Below are 16,883 nucleotides of genomic sequence, written 5' to 3' on the forward strand. Positions count from 1 at the left end.
GTACAGATTTCTCAGGGCGGTTTTGTCGGCTTGAAAAACGGGCCCAAGGAGGCTGGGGGATATTTGCCCGCCAATTTCCCGACAGAAGCGAGATGCTCAATTCTCTGCGGTTCAATCCTGACGCCAAGGTCCCGATGCCGGAGTTGCTGGCGCTTTCGCAACGGCACTGGTCGCATGAGAAGAGCTGGACTGCGTTCGGCAATACGGTCATCTACGCCCCTATCGCCTATCTGCCGGGCGCGGCGACCAGCTTCGTCGCTCGACAGGGGCGCGCAACGATCATCCAGACAAGCTATGCCGTTCGCGCGGCAAACGCGCTCAGTACCATTCTGCTCTGCACGCTGGGCATCGCGATTACGCGTCGTGGAATGCTCTATCTTGCCGTGATTTCGAGCCTGCCCATGGTAATGGCGTTGGGCGCATCCTGCTCTCAGGACGGCGTGATCATCGGGCTCGCCGTGCTGACCGCTGCGCTCTTGACCCGTCTGGACGAAACGACCCCGGGGTCAACACGCTTATGGGTCGTCGTCGCCGTTCTCTTCTCAGTGCTGACGGTAAGCAAGCCGCCACTGCTTTTATGCAGTCTCATTCCATTGGGATTCGCTCGACCTGCTCGCGCCTGGTTGCGCGCCTTGCCGCTGATTTCGAGTGTCGCGACGTTTCTTTTCTGGCAGAAATTCGGACTTGATCCGACGAAAATTCCTTTTCGAGACGGTTCAGGCGTGTCGGATAGCGGTCAGGTTCACTGGGTTCTGACGCACCCCCAATTGCTACCTGCCTTAGCCTATCACACGTTGCAGCAAAATATTGGTCACAATATTCACGAGTTTATGGGCGTTCTGGGATGGCTCGATACCCTTTTCCCTAATTGGTTCTATTGTCTGATCGCTGGCGTAATCGGTGTCGTGCTGGCTTTCAGTAGCTATCCGGCTCTGGGTGATAGAGAGCTGCGTCAGTCCAGTCCGGTATCAGCGTTGGCGGTATTTTCTATGGCCCTCGCCACAGGTGGCGTATTTTTTTCGATCTATGTGATTTGGACGCCGGTTGGTGCGCCGGTGATCGATGGCGTGCAGGGACGGTACTTCCTCCCCATAGCGCCGTTTCTTGCGCTTGTTTTCCCAAAGGTCAGGGTCGAGGGGCAGGTCGCCTCTTCTATGCGCGTACATCAGATCGCAATGCTTGGCCTAGTACTCTTCCTCGCTCTTGATATGGTCACGCTCACTTGCTTCTGGCGTCACGCTATTGGCTGGCCTGACGGCACTCCGCAGGCGCACAGAAGAAAGCCCGGTTCAAAAACCGGGCTTTTCTTTCATTTTTTATCCAGAAATGTGGCGAGGGCCGCCGGGTAAAGCAGATGTTCCTGCTCAAGCACACGGCTGGCGAGACTCCGCTCGGTGTCGCTTTCGAGCACCTTGACTCTTGCCTGTGCGAGGATCGGGCCTTCATCGACCCCATCGGTCACCAGATGCACGGTGCATCCATGTTCGGCGTCGCCCGCTGCCAGTGCGCGGGCATGCGTGTCCAGACCCGGATAGGCTGGAAGCAGGCTCGGATGGATATTCAGCATCCTGTCCCGCCAGCGTCCTACCAGATAGGGGGTTAGCACACGCATATATCCCGCGAGGCAGATGGCCTCCACGCCAGCATTCGTCAGCGCCTTGTCGATTGCCTTCTCGTGGCCGTCGCGATCTTTTGGAAAGAGACGGTGGTCGATCGCCACAGCGTCGAGCCCGGCCGCACGTGCGGTTTCAAGACCGGGCGCGTCGGGGTTGTTGCTCAATACAAGTGCGATGCGCGCCGGATAATCCGGCCGCGCGCAAGCCTCTATCAGCGCATTCATGTTGCTGCCACGCCCGCTAATGAGAATGGCGATGGGCGTTTTCTTCATCGAGAGAAATCGACCTTGCCGTCGAGGGCATAGCGCGGGCCGTTCGCCGTGATTTCGCCAATGCGATAGCCCTTTTCCCCCCGCTCTTCGAGCAGTGCCAGCACCTTGTTCGGCTCGGGCGTGACCAGCACCATGCCGATACCGCAATTGAAGACCTTAAGCATTTCGTCATGCGCCACATTGCCGGTCTGGGCGAGCCAGCGGAAAACGGGTGGCACAGGCCAGCTATCGGCCTCAATCTGCACGCCGAGCCCCTCGGGCAGCACGCGCGGCAGATTGCCGGGCAGACCACCGCCGGTGATATGGGCGCAGCCATGCAGCAGACCCGCCTTGTGCAGCGCCATGACCGTACGGACATAGAGCGCGGTTGGGCGAAGCAGGGCTTCGGCCAGCGTGCTGCCGGGCTCGAACGGGGCTTCGCTGTTCCAGTCGAGGCCGCTCATGGTCTTGATGCTGCGCACGAGCGAATAGCCATTGGAATGCACGCCCGAAGACGGCAGGGCAATCAGCGTATCGCCTTCGGCAATGCCTGAAGGCAGAAGCGCCGTGCGCTCTGCCGCCCCGACGCTGAACCCGGCGAGGTCGTAATGGCCGGGGCCGTACATACCGGGCATTTCAGCCGTCTCGCCGCCAACCAGCGCGCAATCCGTATCGCGACAGGCCTCGGCGATGCCACGCACGACGCGGGCGGCGTCTTCGACAGCCAGCTTGCCGGTAGCAAGATAATCGAGGAAGAAGAGCGGCTGTGCGCCCTGCACCACTAGATCGTTGACGCACATGGCCACGAGATCGATGCCGACCGTGTCATGCTGGCCGCTCTCGATCGCCACCATCAGCTTGGTGCCGACGCCATCGGTGCAGCTGACCAGAATGGGATCGTTGAACCCGGCAGCCTTGAGGTCAAACAGCGCGCCGAAGCCGCCGAGCCCACCCATGGTGCCCGGTCGGTCGGTCGATTTCGCGGCTGGCTTGATCGCCTCGACCAGCGCGTCACCGGCCTCGATGTCCACACCGGACTCGCGATAACTCGCTGAAGGAGAGATTGGGTCGGTCATGCTGTCGCCTCGCTCGAAAAACCTGGCCGGTTGCGTTACTATCCGCCCTTACTACTGGAGCCGACCCGGCTCGGAAAGGACCGGAACGGCTATTGGATGGACAAAGAAGCGGGAAATGACGGTTTGGCGCCTGCCAATGCAGCCAGGCAGCTCGCTCTGGCACTTCGCCCGCCTGCGAGCGTTGCCGCGCGCCATTTCATCCCGGCAGCGTCCAATGCGCAGGCGCGGCTCTGGCTGAACCAGACAGGCTGGCCAGACAGGCGGCTTCTCCTGTGCGGGGCTGATAGCTGCGGCAAAACCCATCTGCTGCATATCTGGGCGGCACGGCGGGGGGCGCGGGTGCTCGATGCGGCCAGCCTCGACAATGCCGATATGGCAGCCCTTGCCGAGGCGCCTCCCGGTGCGCTTGCGCTCGATGCCGTAGACCGCGTTACGTCTGAGCGGGCATTGCTGCATCTGCTCAATCTGGCCCGTGAGCATCGTACGACCTTGCTGATGGCCTCGCGTGTCTCGCCGATGCGTCAGGCCATCATCCTGCCCGATCTGGCCAGCCGCTTGCGGGCGGTTACGATCGTGCCCATCGCAGCGCCCGAAGACTCACTGCTTTTTGCCCTTTTGCTGCGTCTGCTCGCCGAGCGGCAGATGATTGTATCCAAGCCGATTCTCGACTGGTTGCTACGCCATTTGCCGCGCACGGGCGATGCCATCGTTGCGGCGGTCGAGCGTCTCGATCGTGCAGGGCTCGCACATGGTCGGCCACTCACCCGTGTTCAGGCCAGAGAGGTGCTTTCCGGTCTGCTCGATGAGGGCGAAGAGGAGCCGCTCTGCTGACGACGTCTTTGTGATGATTAGGTTAAGGGGTTTGACGTACAGCCTCTCCTGAGCCGATGCTGTAACCCTCTTGCGGATAGAAACAGGGAACGCATCGCGTGACGTCGTCTTCGGAAAAAGAGTCAAAGGTTGCCCCGGTCAAGGCGCCCCGAACTGCCCGAAACAGGCGTTCAAGCCCCACCCGGGCGGCGAGGGCCGTGGCGCGTATTCCCGATCCTGGAATCGTGACCTCGCCCGCGCGTTTCATCAATCGCGAACTTTCCTGGCTCGATTTCAACCAACGCGTGATTGAGGAAGCGGAAAACAGCCGCCATCCTTTGCTCGAGCGACTGCGCTTTCTGTCGATCAGCGCCAGTAATCTGGATGAATTCTATTCGGTGCGTGTCGCTGGGCTGGTCGGGCAGGTGCGTGAGGGGCTTGTCGTTCCCTCTGCCGACGGGCTGACACCGGCGCGTCAGTTGACCAGCGTGCGCCGCAGCGCTGCCAAGCTGTTCGCCGCCCAGCAGCGCATCTGGCGCCTGTTGCGCGGCGAGCTGGCCCAGGCCGGTTTGCGTCTCTGCACTCGTGACGAGCTGACCGAGGCCGAGCGAGAGAGCATTGCGGCCAAGTTCGAAGACGAGATCTATCCCGTTCTGACGCCGCTTGCGATCGATCCGTCGCACCCCATGCCGTTTATTCCCAATCTAGGGATGGCGCTCGCGCTCAGGTTGAATGACCCGTCTGTTCCGGGTTTTTCCATGGACGCGCTTATTCTTTTGCCGCAGCAGATCGATCGCTTCATCCGTTTGCCAGCGCCGCATAAGGAAGAGCCGGATATCCGTCCCGATGTGCGCTTCGTGATGCTCGAAGATGTTATCCGCCTTCATATCACGCGGCTTTTCCCGGGCATGGAGATTGCCGAGGGCGGGGTGCTGCGCATCATCCGTGACTCGGACGTGGAATTCGAGGATGAGGCCGAAGACCTCGTTCTTTCCTATGAGACGGCGCTCAAGCAGCGCGTCGTGGCGTCGGTATTCATCTGGCGCTCGACGCTCCATCCCGGAAGATGGGCCGGGAATTTGCCGAGGAGCTGGATGTTGCCAGGGATGACGTGGTCATTCAGCCAGACATCATCGGTGTGGTCGATCTCAAGCAGATGATCGTTTCGGATCGCCCCGATCTGCTGTTCAAGCCCTATACGCCGCGCTTTCCCGAACGTATCCGCGATTATGATGCGATTGTTTCGCCGCCATCCGCGCCAAGGATATCGTAGTGCACCATCTTCGAGAGCTTCGATGTGGTGGTGCAATTCCTCAAACAGGCCGCGCTTGACCCCAACGTCGTGGCCATCAAGCAGACGCTTTATCGTACTTCACGCGACAGCCCGATCGTGCGCGCCCTGATCGAGGCGGCTGAACTCGGCAAATCCGTCACCGCCATGGTCGAGTTGCGCGCGCGCTTTGATGAAGAAGCCAATATTCGCCTGGCACGCTCGCTAGAATCGGCCGGGGTGCAGGTGGTGTTCGGTTTCACCCACCTGAAAACTCATGCCAAGCTCAGCCTGGTGGTCCGGCGGGAGGCAGGGGGGCTGCGCTCTTACGCGCATTTCGGAACGGGCAACTACCATCCATTACGGCGCGTATCTATACCGATCTGTCTTTCTTCACCTGCGACCCGCAGCTCGCGAGCGATTCGGCCAAGCTTTTCAACTACATGACCGGTTATGCTACTCCGGTGGATATGGAAGCACTGGCTTTCGCGCCCATCACGCTGCGTGACACACTGATGGATCTGATCGACGGCGAGATAGAGCACGCCAAGGCGGGCCGCCCGGCCAAGATCTGGCTGAAGATGAACAGCCTTGTCGATCCGTCCCTGATCGATGCGCTCTATCGGGCGTCACGGGCAGGGGTGAAGGTGGTGGGCATCGTTCGCGGTATCTGCTGCCTGCGTCCAGGTGTGCCGGGTCTGTCGGAAACTATCGAAATACGCTCCATTGTGGGGCGGTTTCTGGAGCACGCGCGTATTTTCGCGTTCGGGAACGGGCATCGCATGCCGTCGCACAAGGCGAAAGTGTTCATTTCCTCCGCTGACTGGATGGGCCGCAATATGGATCGGCGCGTCGAGGCGATGGTGCCGATCTTCAATCCGACGGTTCACGCCCAGATACTGGGTCAGATCATGACCATGGATCTGCGTGATACGCTGCAAAGCTGGGTGCTTTCCTCGCGGGGGGATTGGCACCGTGTGGCTCCGGGGGCTAATCCCTTCTCGGCGCATGAATATTTCATGCATAATCCTTCGCTCTCCGGGCGTGGCTCGGCGGCAAGGGAGAAACCGCAGGACAAGGATGCAGGTCGACGCGAACGGCCCGAGCGCATCCGCGAAGATTGAGAAAGAGGGTAGAGTGACCGGTTCTGACGCGCCCCAAGGCCATCATCGCGCAGCCATTGTCGATCTGGGATCGAACTCGGTTCGATTGGTTGTGTTCGAAGGGGTCACGCGCAACCCTGTTCCGATCTTTAACGAAAAGGCGACTCTGCGCCTCGGGCGCGGTCTGGAGCAGACCGGGCGACTGAACGAGGACGGTCTGCGCCTGTCGCGTGATGTCATGAGCCGGTTCAATGCCATTGCGCGCGCCATGGATGCTCATCCTTTCGAGGTGCTGGCCACGGCCGCAGTGCGCGACGCAAGCAACGGTCACGAATTTGTCGAGACGCTGCATGAATGCATGCCCGATGTGCCGATACGCATCCTGTCGGGTGAGGAAGAAGCCGATTATGCTGCGACAGGCGTGCTTTGCGGCCTGCCCGACGCCGATGGCGTTGTGGCCGATATCGGTGGTGGTTCGCTCGAACTGATCCGCGTCGCCAATGGCCGCCATCATGAGGCCTGCACCAAGCCGCTCGGCGTTATCCGTCTTTCCGACCGCTCGGGCGGCGACCTCAAGCGCGCGCGTGAGGTGGTGGAAGCCGATCTCGATGACGTAGAGTGGCTGCCTGCGCTCAAGGGCAAGCCGCTCTATCTGGTTGGCGGGGCTTTTCGTGCTCTGGCACGATTGCAGATCGCCCGTACTCATTATCCGCTCAATATCGTCCATCTCTACACGCTCGGTGCTGATGAGGCCCGCGAGATGGTGACGTGGCTTATCGATACGCCGCGCAAGATGCTGGAGAAAATGCCGGGCTTCCCGCGCAAGCGACTGGATGACGTGCCGTTTTCGGCTACTGTTCTGCGCCGTTTGATGCGTATAGTGCAGCCCTCGCAGATTGTCTTCAGCGTCGATGGGCTCCGCGAGGGATGGTATATGCGCAAAGTAGGGCAGGCAGTGGCCTCGCTCGATCCGTGTCGCGCGCTGGCCGATGAGGCCTCGCAACGCCTGAGCCGCAGTATTGAGCTGCCGGGTGATCTGGTGCGCTGGACCGCACCGCTCTTCCAGCACGAAACGCCTGCCGAGACGGCCTTGCGCGACATGGCGTGTCGCATGTCCGATATAGGGTCGTTCGATCACCCTGAATACAGGGCGGCCCAGACCTATTTGCGTGTCATGCGTATGCACGGCGTAGGGTTCGATCATCAGGCGCGCGCTTTCGTCGCCATGACCCTGGCGGTGCGCTATGAAGCCGACCCGATCGACCCCTTGATGGAAGTTTCGCGCCGCCTGCTCGCACCGGATGATTGCGATCGCGCTGTACAGCTCGGCTTTGCGTTGCGCCTTGCCTATACGATCTGCGGTGGCACGGCGGCTCTACTCAAGAATACCTTGCTCGCTGTTGAGGAGGGCACACTCTGGCTCAGCCACGACTCTCAGAGCAGCTTTGCTGCCGGTGGAGGGGTCAAACGCAGGCTGGATCGTCTTGCCCAGAGCATGACGCTGGCGGCGCAGACACGCACATGCTGAGCGTCTCTCTTGGTGTACGCTTCGCTGTGCTGTGTGGGGTTCTGGCCGTCGGCATATCTCATGCCTCGGCCGCCACGGTGATCCATAAGGATCATGACCCTGACGCCTTGTGGAAGATTGTGCATCAGAGATGCGCCCAAGGTACAAAACCCTGCACTGTTTACGATGAATCGCGCCATATCGCGCTCCTTCATTCCATCGAAGGGCGCGGGCAGTATCTTCTGATCCCAACCGACAAGGTGGCTGGAATGGAAAGCGCGGCTTTGCTTCAAACCAGCCAGCCCAATTATTTTGCTGAGGCCTGGTCCTATCGCGATCGGGTTGGCGCGTCCTACGGCGTGCCTATTCCAGAAACGATGCTCTCTCTGGCGATAAACTCGGCTAGAGGGCGCTCTCAGAACCAGTTGCATATCCATCTGGATTGCCTGGCGCCTGAAATAAGAGCGACGCTGGATCGCGATGCCTCGCGCATCGGCCCAGATTGGTCGACATTGCCGGATGCTCTCGACGGTCACCGCTACCGGGCGCGTTATCTTGCGTCACTCGATGCCTCGCCGTTTCTCATTCTGGCATCGTCGCTTCAGCATCCTGAGACGGAAATGGGTAACCATACCCTCGTCGTGGCACCTTTGCGGTCAGGCTATGTTCTGCTTGACGATGTGGCAGAGGCGAGTGATCGCGCCTCCGGCGAGGAGTTGCAGGATCATGCGTGCCACGCCGTCATGAAGACACATGAGATCAAGGCACCCGTCGCGAAAGCGGACTGATCAGCCAGGCCTCATAAAGAGGGGCGCTGTTGAAAGGGGCGATTGCAGGGTCCCCCCAGAGCGGATCGTTCCTGAAGTGAATGAGAAATTGGCCTGGCAAGACCGGTAGGGCGAGCGCGTAGAACGTTGCTTTGCTTCACGCCGCGCGCTTGGCGATAAGCGTGAAGGGACTACGGTGCTCCATCACGCTCTCCCGAAAATATCCCCCGCAGGCCTAGCGGCGCTGCGGGAGGGGTAACATGCCTTAGTCGATGGTTTTGAGAATGCGCCGGATTGTCTCGAAGATCCGGTCGATCTCGTTTTTCTCTATGATCAGCGGCGGCGAAATGGCGAGAATATCGCCAGTGTAACGTAGCAGGAGCCTTCATGGAACGCGCGCTCGAATACCTCGAAGGCGCGCGTGGTCCTGGCGTTTCTCGGTGCCAGCTCGATGCCGGCAACGAGGCCTTCGTTGCGGATATCGACAACATGCGGTGCATCGCGCAGCGAGTGGGCGGCCTCTTCGAAATAGGGCGAGAGCGCGGCTGCGCGCTCGAAGAGATGTTCTTCGGCATAGGTATCGAGTGTCGCGATGGCTGCGGCGCAGGCAATGGGATGCGCCGAGTAGGTGTAGCCATGCGGCAGGTCGATCGCCTCGCGCGGCCCCTGCATGAAGCGTTGAAAATCTCATCGGAGACGATATTGGCGCCCATGGGTATTGTGCCGTTGGTGATGCCCTTTGCCACTGTCATGATATCGGGCACGACACCATATTTCTCGGCGGCGAAAGACGCGCCCAGACGACCGAAGCCGGTGATGACCTCGTCGAAAATCAGCACGATGCCGTGCCTGGTGCAGATCTCGCGCAGGCGCTTGAGATAGCCCTTGGGCGCAGGCAGAACGCCGGTCGACCCGGCCAACGGCTCGACGATGACAGCGGCGATATTCGAGGCGTCATGCAGGGCGACGATGCGCTCCAGATCATCAGCCAGTTCGGCACCATGCTCGGGCAGGCCGCGTGAGAAAGCATTGCGACGCAGATCGAGCGTGTGGGGCAGGTGGTCGACGCCTGTCAGCAGCGACCCGTACAGCTTGCGATTTCCAGAAATACCACCGACCGAAATACCGCCAAAGCCGACGCCATGATAAGCGCGTTCGCGGCCGATCAGTCGGGTGCGTGTGCCTTCGCCGCGCAGTCGGTGATAGGCGATCGCGATCTTGAGCGCGGTATCACCCGCTTCCGAGCCTGAATTACAGAAGAACACATGGTTCAGCGGATTCGGGGCGAGGCGGGCGATGCGATCGGCCGCCTGAAAGGCGAGGGGGTGACCCATCTGGAAGGCCGGGGCAAAGTCCAGCGTCGCGACGGCTTTCTGCACGGCCTCGACAATGCGTGGCTGGCCATGACCGGCATTGACGCACCATAGCCCTGCGCAACCATCGAGCACTTCACGCCCTTTATCATCGCGATAATACATGCCTTTTGCAGAGACGAGCATGCGGGGGGAATCACGGAACTGGCGGTTGGCCGTAAAAGGGAGCCAGAGGGCATCAAGATTGCTGTCGGCGTTGTGGGAATTCATGGCCTTCTTTCCGGCTCCTGTTGCGAGATCACTTGCTAAAACCGTTGCATGGCCTGCACGATCTGCAAAGTAAGAAGAAGTTGCGTGAGCTTTAAATATTCTGGAGGCATGATGGCATCGCCACGTACCGCATTGTTTTCGTTGGCTGTCGGCGCTTTCGCGATTGGCACGACCGAATTCACGCCGATGGGGCTGCTGCCTGTCATCGCGCAGGACCTGCATATCAGCGTGCCTAAAGCGGGCGGCCTGGTCAGCGCCTATGCGTTTGGAGTCATGATCGGTGCCCCTATCATGACGCTTCTGCTGGGCGCGCTGTCACGCAAGGCCGCGCTTATCGGGCTCATGGGGCTTTATATTCTGGGAAATCTCGGTGCCGGAGTGAGCCACAGCTATGCATTGCTGATGTTCTGGCGTGTGGTGACAAGCCTGTCTCACGGCGCTTTCTTCGGCCTCGGTGCCGTCGAGGCGTCTAGCGTCGTTGCTCCTGAAAAGCGTGCTTCTGCGGTGGCCTCAATGTTTCTCGGGCTGACGATTGCCAATATTTTCGGCGTCCCCGCAGCAACCTGGCTGGGCGATACGATGGGTTGGCGCAGTGCCTTTCTGGTAACGGCGCTGCTGGGCGCGCTCGCCGTGCTGGCGCTGAGTCTCGCCTTGCCCCCGCGAGGCAGTTCGCCAAAACCCGATATCCTCGGCGAACTGCGCGTGCTGCTGGGTGGGGAAGTGCTGTTAGCCCTCACGGTCACCACGCTTGGCGCCGGGATCATGTTCGTTCTCTACACCTATATCGCGCCTTTCCTGCACAGCATCACAGGGGCGAGCGATGCGCTCGTGACGCTGGCACTCATGACGATCGGAATCGGGTTCAGCATCGGTGCCGCTTTTGGCGGGCGGCTTGCCGATCGCTCCACGCGTTTCGCGTTGTTGACGATGCTGCCGGTTCTGGGGGCGATCATGCTGGTCTACCCGATGCTTGCCGCGTCGTCCTATGGCGCTATCGGCGGGATTCTGGTCTGGAGTGCCGCGTCTTTCGCCATCATGCCCGCCTTGCAGATGCGCACCATGCAGGCAGCCCACGAGGCGCCTGCGCTCGCCTCATCGGTCAATATAGGTGCGTTCAATCTCGGCAACGCGCTGGGGGCGTGGCTCGGCGGGGCCGTGTTGTCGCACGGTCTCGGCTACGCCGCCGTCTCGATGAGCGGCACTGCGCTGGCACTGATCGCCTTTCTGATCGTGCTGTTCTACAGGCGGGTTTCAGTCGCCTGAGAGCGGCGTCGGATCGAGCTGCCTGTCGGCGAGGAAGAGCGTCTGGAGCAGAACATTGGCTCCGGCTGCGATGTCCTCACGCGTGGCAGATTCACTCTCATTGTGGCTGATCCCCCCGGCACAGGGGACGAAGATCATCGTGGTGGGCACGATGCGGGCCAGGTAGGCAGCGTCATGCCCTGCCCCCGAGGTGATCTCTCGCGCCGGCAGATGCTGGCTTCGGGCTGAAAAGGACACGGCGTCGATCAGGCGCTGGTCGAAATGCACGGCTGGCGAATCCCAGATTTCACGAATGCCGATGCTGACGCCGTATTCGCGAGACAATACGCCGGCGCGCTCGCGAAAGCTGTTTTCCATCGCAATCACCACGTCGTCATTCGGGTCGCGCAGATCGACGCTGAACGTGACCTCACCGGGAATGGTGTTGCGGCTGTTGGGCTTGACCATCACCATGCCGACCGTACCGACAGCATGAGGCGGGCGATTGAGCGCGATTTCCTGCACGCTTGCCATCAGGCGCGAGGCTGCCTGGAGCGCATCTGCACGCATGATCATCGGGGTGGTGCCAGCGTGGGAGTCGCGCCCGGTGACGGTAACCTCGTACCAGCGCATGCCCTGAACGCCTGTTACGACGCCAATCGTGCAATGTTCGGCCTCAAGCACCGGTCCTTGCTCGATATGCAGTTCGAGATAGGCTGCGAGGGGATGGGCCCCACAAGGCTCGCTGCCTGCAGAGTCGATGGTGGCAAGTGCGGTATCGAAGCGTGTGCCTTCGGCATCAAGGCGGCTTTTGGCGAAATCGGGTGTGAAGATCTTTGCGAAAACCCCAGAACTCAGCATGGCAGGGGCGAAGCGCGCGCCTTCTTCATTGGTCCAGTTGACGATCTCGACGGGGTGGCGCAGGCGGCGACCGCTTTCTTTCAGCGCGCGCAGAACCGCAATTCCCCCCAACACGCCGATAATGCCATCGAATTTGCCGCCCGTAGGCTGGGTGTCGAGATGGCTGCCTATGGCAATGGGATCGAGATCCGGCTCAGTGCCTTCAAGGCGCGCAAACTGGTTGCCCATGTCATCTGTCGTCAAACTGGCGCCCAGAGCCTTGATGGTGTGAGCAAACCAGTCTCGCACCTGACGGTCTTCCTCACTCAGGGCGAGGCGACAGATCCCTCCCTTCTCAGTGGCACCGAAACGCGCCGTCTCCATGATGTCTTCCCACAGAGCGTCTGAATCGATGGCGCTGTTGCCCATGAGAGGGTGGTTCTGATCCGTCATGTCGTGATCCTTCCTCGATCCTCTTGTCGCGTTTTCCGCTAGCACCCTGCTTCCCGGCAGGCACTTCCGATCCTGACAGTGCAGCAGGTGAAACATGCGATAGTTGTCTGGAGCATATCTCACCGACGCGAACGAACAACCGGGAGAAATATTTGGCGGACACGACGAAAGCGTGAGCGGCGGATAAGAAGATCTCGCCAACCGGGCAGTGCCTGCGTTTTATGACGTCTTGCTGGCCCGCTTGGACAGGCCATTGCGCGGCGCGTTGGGGCTGACAGGCCTATCCTTCTCGCCGATATCAATGAAGCAACGGCGAAAGCCGCGGCGGAAACCTTCCTCGATGCCGGGTTTCGGACGAGTATTGCCTTGCTGGATATCGCTTCGCGCAGGTCGATTGAGGCGCTCGTTGCGGCTGCCGGCGCCATAGGGCCTGTCATGGGCCTTGTTCACGCCGCGGGTGTGTCTCCTTCGATGGCCTCGCCCGAGATCATTCCTCGTGTCGATCTTTACGGTACGACTGTGCTGCTTGAAACATTTGGCGCCGTGATCGCGCGGCGGGGCGGGGGGTGTCATCGCGTCCCAATCCGGCCATCGCCTCGGTGCGCTGACCGCTAAGGAAGACGCCGCCCTAGCATTGCCGCCCAGCGAGGCACCTTTATCGCTTCCTCTCCTGGCGCCCGACAAGATCACTGGCTCGCTCCATGCCTATCAGCTGTCCAAACGCGCCAATGTGCTGCGTGTGAAGGGGGAGGCGCCGCGCTGCGGCAAACGTGGCGCGCGGATCAATGCGATCAGCCCCGGTATCGTCATCACCCCTCTTGCGCGAAACGAGCTGTCTGGCCCGCACGCAGCTTACTATAGCAACTTACTATAACCGCATGATCGAAAGCAGTCCGGTGGGTCGCGCCGGTACTCCAGACGAGGTCGGCGCGATGGAAGGGATGCTGATGGGATCTGACGGTGCCTTTATAAACCGACAGTGATTTCCTCATGGATGGTGGCGTCACGGCGTCGTGGTTCTTTGGCGACCTCAAGCCAGAGTAGCTCCTCGCCCAAAAAGGAACCAACCGTTTAAAAAAAAGCATCTGTTCAAAATGCCTGCCGTCGCGTGGGCTCTGGGCAGCGGCGACAATAGCTTTTCTGATCACCTGCGCTTCGGTCTTTCCAAGCGCGCGTAGGCCGTGATTTGGGTTGCGCGCTCAGATTGTAGAGTAAGTGGCGCGCGCGTGCCCGGTCGCTGTCATGAACCGCGACGCAGGACGAGTGAGAGGATGGTCTCGGCTGCGATGGCAAAATCACTCTCATCCAATGTTTCTTTTTCGAGCAGCGCCGTCACCTGGGGTTGCATGTCGGCGTACCACTGGGTCATGGCCCAGAGACAGAACAGAAAATGGGTTGGATCCCCTTTTGGTATTTCCCCACGCTCCATCCAGAGTTCGAAGGTTTTTCTGAAAGGGCGGATTGCGTCGCGAAGCGTGGTCGAAAGGTAGTCGCCGAGGTAACGTGCGCCGCCGAGGATTTCGTGAGCGAATAGTCTGGAGGCATGCGGATTGCTGCGCGAAAAGGCGAGTTTGGACAGGACATAGCCGCGCAAGGCGGTATCTGCGGAGAAGTCGGCGCGAAGCCAGGTCTCACAGTCACTAAGCCACTCCTGCACGGTCAGATGCAGTACTTTCTGATAAAGTATTTCCTTGGTACAGAAATAGTAATGGATATTAGCCTTCGGAATACCGGCCTCACGTGCAACGGCTGCGATGCTGGCTCCGCTGAAACCATGTTCAGAAAAGATTTTCTGTGCCGCTTCCAATATGGTGACGACTGCTATTTCGCGCGGGACGCCCAAAACAAACTCCTGATATCGATGAAACCTGAGATTTGCGGATAGTTCGTCGGAAAAAATTTTTCAAGTAGTTGCAAAGCTATTCGTAAATATTTTTGTTGATCGACATTACACGTGTTTGCGATTGTCCATGTAAGCGTAAGTTATCATTAGTCAGTTTTTCTGTTTCATTTAACAACTTCATTGTTGGTGCAGGACAAACTTTGTATACAAAGGATGATCATTTTTCGCGGGCTGATGAAGAGCAAGGTTGCGCTCGCTGCTCCGGAAAGCAAAGATACGGATGAGACCTTAAAAGATCGCTATGAAGGAGTTGTTCATCACGTGAGTTGCGCGACAGTTCAATTGTGCCGGTCGGCATTCAGCAGGCGGTTTTTTTTATGCAGGGGTGCGCTTGTCGTAACTTTGCTTTGCGCTTCGGCGCTGATGCCTTTCAGTGTTGCACTGGCGGTCCCGGTGAATGTCGGTGATGCCGCAGCTGCGGCAACCGCCTATCACAACAGCGGTGCTTATGAGCGCGAGTTCACCTCCGTGATCCAGGAAGCCTCCGAATGGGTACGTCTGCGGGCTGCCCATGTCAGCAGGCCTGCCCTTGTTCTCGACATTGACGAAACATCGCTCTCGAACTGGCCTGAAATGGCGGCCAACCAGTTCGCCTATTTCCGTGAAGGTCGTTGCGATACGTTGCCTAAAGGGCCTTGCGGCGTAGAGGCGTGGGAGCAGAGCGCAAAGGCCGAGGCCTTTGCCTCCACTCTCGCGCTCTATACGATGGCGAAACAGCAGAGCGTTGCCGTGTTTTTCGTAACCGGACGTTATGAGCATGAGCGGAGCGAAACGGCCCATAATCTCGAGGCGGCCGGCTATCGCAACTGGGCCGGGCTGGTTTTGCGACCCGACGGCAGCCACACGCCTTCGGCGTCGGATTACAAGAGTGCGGCGCGCCAGAAGATCGAGCAGGACGGTTACCACATCATCGCCAATATCGGAGATCAGCCCTCGGATCTTGTCGGTGGGCATGCCGAACGCGGTTTCCTTCTTCCCAATCCTTTCTATCGGGTGCCCTGATATGCAGAACGACGCGCTCAAAGATCTAGCCAGACAGGTTCATGACGATCTCGAAAGAATCGCTTATGCCTCAGGGCCATGGGTTTCATCGGTTCTGACTCATCATGGTGAGCCGGTTCTGGATGTTGCCGTGATAGGTGGTGGTCAGGGCGGTCTGGCTACCAGCTTTGCCCTGCGTCGTATCGGCGTGCATAACGTCAGGGTGTTCGAGCGTGCTCAGCACGGCAAGGCCGGCCCCTGGGTGACGTTTGCCCGCATGATCACCTTGCGTACGCCCAAGCATGTGACCGGCCCCGATCTGGGCATCCCGTCACTGACGCCGCGTTCGTGGTTCGAAGCACGCTACGGAAAGGACGCCTGGGTCTCGCTCGACAAAATCGATCGGCGCGACTGGCAGGCCTATCTCGACTGGTATCGTGATACGCTGGCCTTGCCCGTGCAGCATGATCGTGAACTGGTCGATGTCGTCTGGCAGGACGGGCTGTTGCATTTGAGTTTTCGTGCGCAGGACGGTGAAACGAGCCGTGTCTGGGCCCGCCGTATCGTCTTGGCGACCGGCATCGAGGGCAGCGGGTCGTGGCATGTGCCTGAATTCATTCGTGAGTCCGTGCCTGGTCATCTTTACGCTCATACACACCAGGAAATCGACTTCGAGGCACTGCGTGGCAAGCGGGTCGGTGTGCTTGGCGGGGGCGCCTCAGCCTTCGACAATGCAGCAACGGCGTTGGAAGCCGGGGCGCAGTCGGTTGCCGTCTGCATCCGTCGCAAGACATTGCCGCGCATCAATCCCTATCGCTGGATGGAAAATGCCGGCTTTCTCGGCCATTTTCCATCACTGCCGGATCTGACACGCTGGCGCTTCATGCGTCGCATCTTCGACCTCAACCAGCCCCCGCCGCAGGACACCTTCTGGCGGTGCAGCCGGCATGACGGATTCAGTTTTCACGGCGACACGCCGTGGCTCGATGCCCGGTGCGAAGGGGAAACCGTGATTGTGAAAACGCCCTATGGCGAGAAGATATTCGATTTTCTGATCATCGGTACAGGCTTCGTGATCGATTTCAGCAAGCGCCCCGAGACCGCGTCTTTTGCACCCAATATTGCGCTATGGGGCGATCGTTTTGCGGCGCCAGAGGGGGAGGGAAGCGCCGTGCTCGATTCCTATCCCTATCTAAGCAGCAGAGTCAGTTCTTGCCCCGCGATGCGGCGCACCCCGATGCCGCGATGCTGGGTGCGATCTATAATTTCACCTTTGCGGCCACGCCGAGCATGGGGCTTTCGGGCGCGTCGATCAGCGGTATGCGCTACGGCGTTGACCGGCTTGCCCGTGCGATCGCCTGCGATCTCTTCGTGCAGGATGGCGAAAAACATCTTGAGAGCCTGCTTTCCTATGATGCTGAAGAACTGGTCAGTCTTGGAAGGCAGAATGAGGAGCAGGCATGACACCGGAGGAACAACTT

The 16,883-nt window shown here is 59.8% G+C and carries 15 protein-coding genes and 3 pseudogenes; 13 read left to right on the top strand and 5 right to left on the bottom strand.

Annotated elements, in window-relative coordinates; genetic code table 11:
- Window positions 1–92 precede the first annotated feature (92 nt).
- A complete protein-coding gene (locus tag JCM25414_RS19960; protein WP_025841823.1) occupies window positions 93–1,349 on the top strand; it encodes a DUF2142 domain-containing protein in 1,257 nt (418 codons plus the stop codon).
- On the opposite strand, the gene purN is transcribed toward JCM25414_RS19960, so the two are convergent.
- Both purN and purM read right to left on the bottom strand, forming a co-directional pair.
- Window positions 1,310–1,888: a phosphoribosylglycinamide formyltransferase gene (purN, locus tag JCM25414_RS12195; RefSeq protein WP_025841824.1), complete on the bottom strand. Its 579-nt coding sequence runs from the start codon at window positions 1,886–1,888 to the stop codon at window positions 1,310–1,312. The two genes, JCM25414_RS19960 and purN, sit on opposite strands and share 40 nt — an antisense overlap.
- Window positions 1,885–2,943, bottom strand: a complete 1,059-nt coding sequence (purM, locus tag JCM25414_RS12200) for a phosphoribosylformylglycinamidine cyclo-ligase (RefSeq protein WP_025841825.1) — start codon at window positions 2,941–2,943, stop codon at window positions 1,885–1,887. Before purM ends, purN begins: the two co-directional genes overlap by 4 nt.
- Before the next feature lie 96 nt (window positions 2,944–3,039).
- On the opposite strand from purM, the gene JCM25414_RS12205 reads away from it, so the two are divergent.
- From JCM25414_RS12205 to JCM25414_RS12220, 7 genes and pseudogenes are all read left to right on the top strand, one after another.
- Complete coding sequence (locus JCM25414_RS12205) at window positions 3,040–3,774, top strand: P-loop NTPase family protein (RefSeq protein ID WP_025841826.1); 735 nt, start codon at window positions 3,040–3,042, stop codon at window positions 3,772–3,774.
- Between the two features lie 197 nt (window positions 3,775–3,971).
- Window positions 3,972–4,913: a polyphosphate kinase gene (locus JCM25414_RS26705; RefSeq protein ID WP_369346069.1), complete on the top strand. Its 942-nt coding sequence runs from the start codon at window positions 3,972–3,974 to the stop codon at window positions 4,911–4,913.
- A complete protein-coding gene (locus JCM25414_RS26710; protein ID WP_369346070.1) occupies window positions 4,892–5,026 on the top strand; it encodes a hypothetical protein in 135 nt (44 codons plus the stop codon). The genes JCM25414_RS26705 and JCM25414_RS26710 overlap by 22 nt, the downstream gene beginning before the upstream one ends.
- 69 nt (window positions 5,027–5,095) lie before the next feature.
- Window positions 5,096–5,424, top strand: a pseudogene (locus JCM25414_RS26715) (RNA degradosome polyphosphate kinase); the annotation flags it as partial.
- A gap of 42 nt (window positions 5,425–5,466) precedes the next feature.
- Complete coding sequence (locus JCM25414_RS26720; protein WP_369346071.1) at window positions 5,467–6,147, top strand: polyphosphate kinase; 681 nt, start codon at window positions 5,467–5,469, stop codon at window positions 6,145–6,147.
- Entirely contained in the window at window positions 6,104–7,654 is a 1,551-nt protein-coding gene (locus tag JCM25414_RS12215) for a Ppx/GppA phosphatase family protein (RefSeq protein WP_025841827.1), read from the top strand. Before JCM25414_RS26720 ends, JCM25414_RS12215 begins: the two co-directional genes overlap by 44 nt.
- Complete coding sequence (locus tag JCM25414_RS12220; protein WP_051535871.1) at window positions 7,648–8,421, top strand: CDP-diacylglycerol diphosphatase; 774 nt, start codon at window positions 7,648–7,650, stop codon at window positions 8,419–8,421. Before JCM25414_RS12215 ends, JCM25414_RS12220 begins: the two co-directional genes overlap by 7 nt.
- A 244-nt stretch (window positions 8,422–8,665) precedes the next feature.
- Here the strand turns inward: JCM25414_RS12220 and JCM25414_RS19970 are convergent.
- Window positions 8,666–9,983: pseudogene (locus tag JCM25414_RS19970) on the bottom strand (aminotransferase class III-fold pyridoxal phosphate-dependent enzyme).
- 108 nt (window positions 9,984–10,091) lie between these two features.
- Between JCM25414_RS19970 and JCM25414_RS12230 the strand changes: the two are divergent.
- A complete protein-coding gene (locus JCM25414_RS12230; RefSeq protein ID WP_025841829.1) occupies window positions 10,092–11,246 on the top strand; it encodes an MFS transporter in 1,155 nt (384 codons plus the stop codon).
- On the opposite strand, the gene JCM25414_RS12235 is transcribed toward JCM25414_RS12230, so the two are convergent.
- Entirely contained in the window at window positions 11,235–12,518 is a 1,284-nt protein-coding gene (locus tag JCM25414_RS12235; protein WP_242403556.1) for a M20 family metallo-hydrolase, read from the bottom strand. The genes JCM25414_RS12230 and JCM25414_RS12235 overlap by 12 nt on opposite strands.
- Window positions 12,519–12,815: 297 nt before the next feature.
- On the opposite strand from JCM25414_RS12235, the gene JCM25414_RS26725 reads away from it, so the two are divergent.
- Together JCM25414_RS26725 and JCM25414_RS23805 are read left to right on the top strand one after the other, a co-directional pair.
- Window positions 12,816–13,133: a Rossmann-fold NAD(P)-binding domain-containing protein gene (locus tag JCM25414_RS26725; protein WP_369346072.1), complete on the top strand. Its 318-nt coding sequence runs from the start codon at window positions 12,816–12,818 to the stop codon at window positions 13,131–13,133.
- 19 nt (window positions 13,134–13,152) lie between these two features.
- Entirely contained in the window at window positions 13,153–13,392 is a 240-nt protein-coding gene (locus JCM25414_RS23805; protein ID WP_025841832.1) for a Rossmann-fold NAD(P)-binding domain-containing protein, read from the top strand.
- 366 nt (window positions 13,393–13,758) lie between these two features.
- Here the strand turns inward: JCM25414_RS23805 and JCM25414_RS12250 are convergent, their stop codons facing one another.
- Entirely contained in the window at window positions 13,759–14,361 is a 603-nt protein-coding gene (locus tag JCM25414_RS12250; protein ID WP_025841833.1) for a TetR family transcriptional regulator C-terminal domain-containing protein, read from the bottom strand.
- Between the two features lie 423 nt (window positions 14,362–14,784).
- On the opposite strand from JCM25414_RS12250, the gene JCM25414_RS19980 reads away from it, so the two are divergent.
- Together JCM25414_RS19980 and JCM25414_RS19985 are read left to right on the top strand one after the other, a co-directional pair.
- Window positions 14,785–15,423 carry an HAD family acid phosphatase gene (locus JCM25414_RS19980; RefSeq protein WP_051535875.1) on the top strand — a complete coding sequence of 213 codons (639 nt, stop codon included), beginning with the start codon at window positions 14,785–14,787 and terminating at the stop codon, window positions 15,421–15,423.
- 1 nt (window position 15,424) lies between these two features.
- Window positions 15,425–16,866: pseudogene (locus tag JCM25414_RS19985) on the top strand (NAD(P)-binding domain-containing protein).
- The last annotated feature ends 17 nt before the right edge of the window (window positions 16,867–16,883 follow it).

Source organism: Asaia platycodi JCM 25414, from assembly GCF_000614545.1.
GTDB classification, from domain to species: Bacteria; Pseudomonadota; Alphaproteobacteria; order Acetobacterales; family Acetobacteraceae; genus Asaia; species Asaia platycodi.

Bases quoted from the DNA above. Each gene is read 5' to 3' on its own strand.
- JCM25414_RS19960 (WP_025841823.1), top strand. From the start codon at position 93: ATGCTCAATTCTCTGCGGTTCAATCCTGACGCCAAGGTCCCGATGCCG.
- purN (WP_025841824.1), bottom strand. From the start codon at position 1,888: ATGAAGAAAACGCCCATCGCCATTCTCATTAGCGGGCGTGGCAGCAAC.
- purM (WP_025841825.1), bottom strand. From the start codon at position 2,943: ATGACCGACCCAATCTCTCCTTCAGCGAGTTATCGCGAGTCCGGTGTG.
- JCM25414_RS12205 (WP_025841826.1), top strand. From the start codon at position 3,040: ATGGACAAAGAAGCGGGAAATGACGGTTTGGCGCCTGCCAATGCAGCC.
- JCM25414_RS26720 (WP_369346071.1), top strand. From the start codon at position 5,467: ATGACCGGTTATGCTACTCCGGTGGATATGGAAGCACTGGCTTTCGCG.
- JCM25414_RS12215 (WP_025841827.1), top strand. From the start codon at position 6,104: ATGCAGGTCGACGCGAACGGCCCGAGCGCATCCGCGAAGATTGAGAAA.
- JCM25414_RS12220 (WP_051535871.1), top strand. From the start codon at position 7,648: ATGCTGAGCGTCTCTCTTGGTGTACGCTTCGCTGTGCTGTGTGGGGTT.
- JCM25414_RS12230 (WP_025841829.1), top strand. From the start codon at position 10,092: ATGATGGCATCGCCACGTACCGCATTGTTTTCGTTGGCTGTCGGCGCT.
- JCM25414_RS12235 (WP_242403556.1), bottom strand. From the start codon at position 12,518: ATGACGGATCAGAACCACCCTCTCATGGGCAACAGCGCCATCGATTCA.
- JCM25414_RS19980 (WP_051535875.1), top strand. From the start codon at position 14,785: ATGCCTTTCAGTGTTGCACTGGCGGTCCCGGTGAATGTCGGTGATGCC.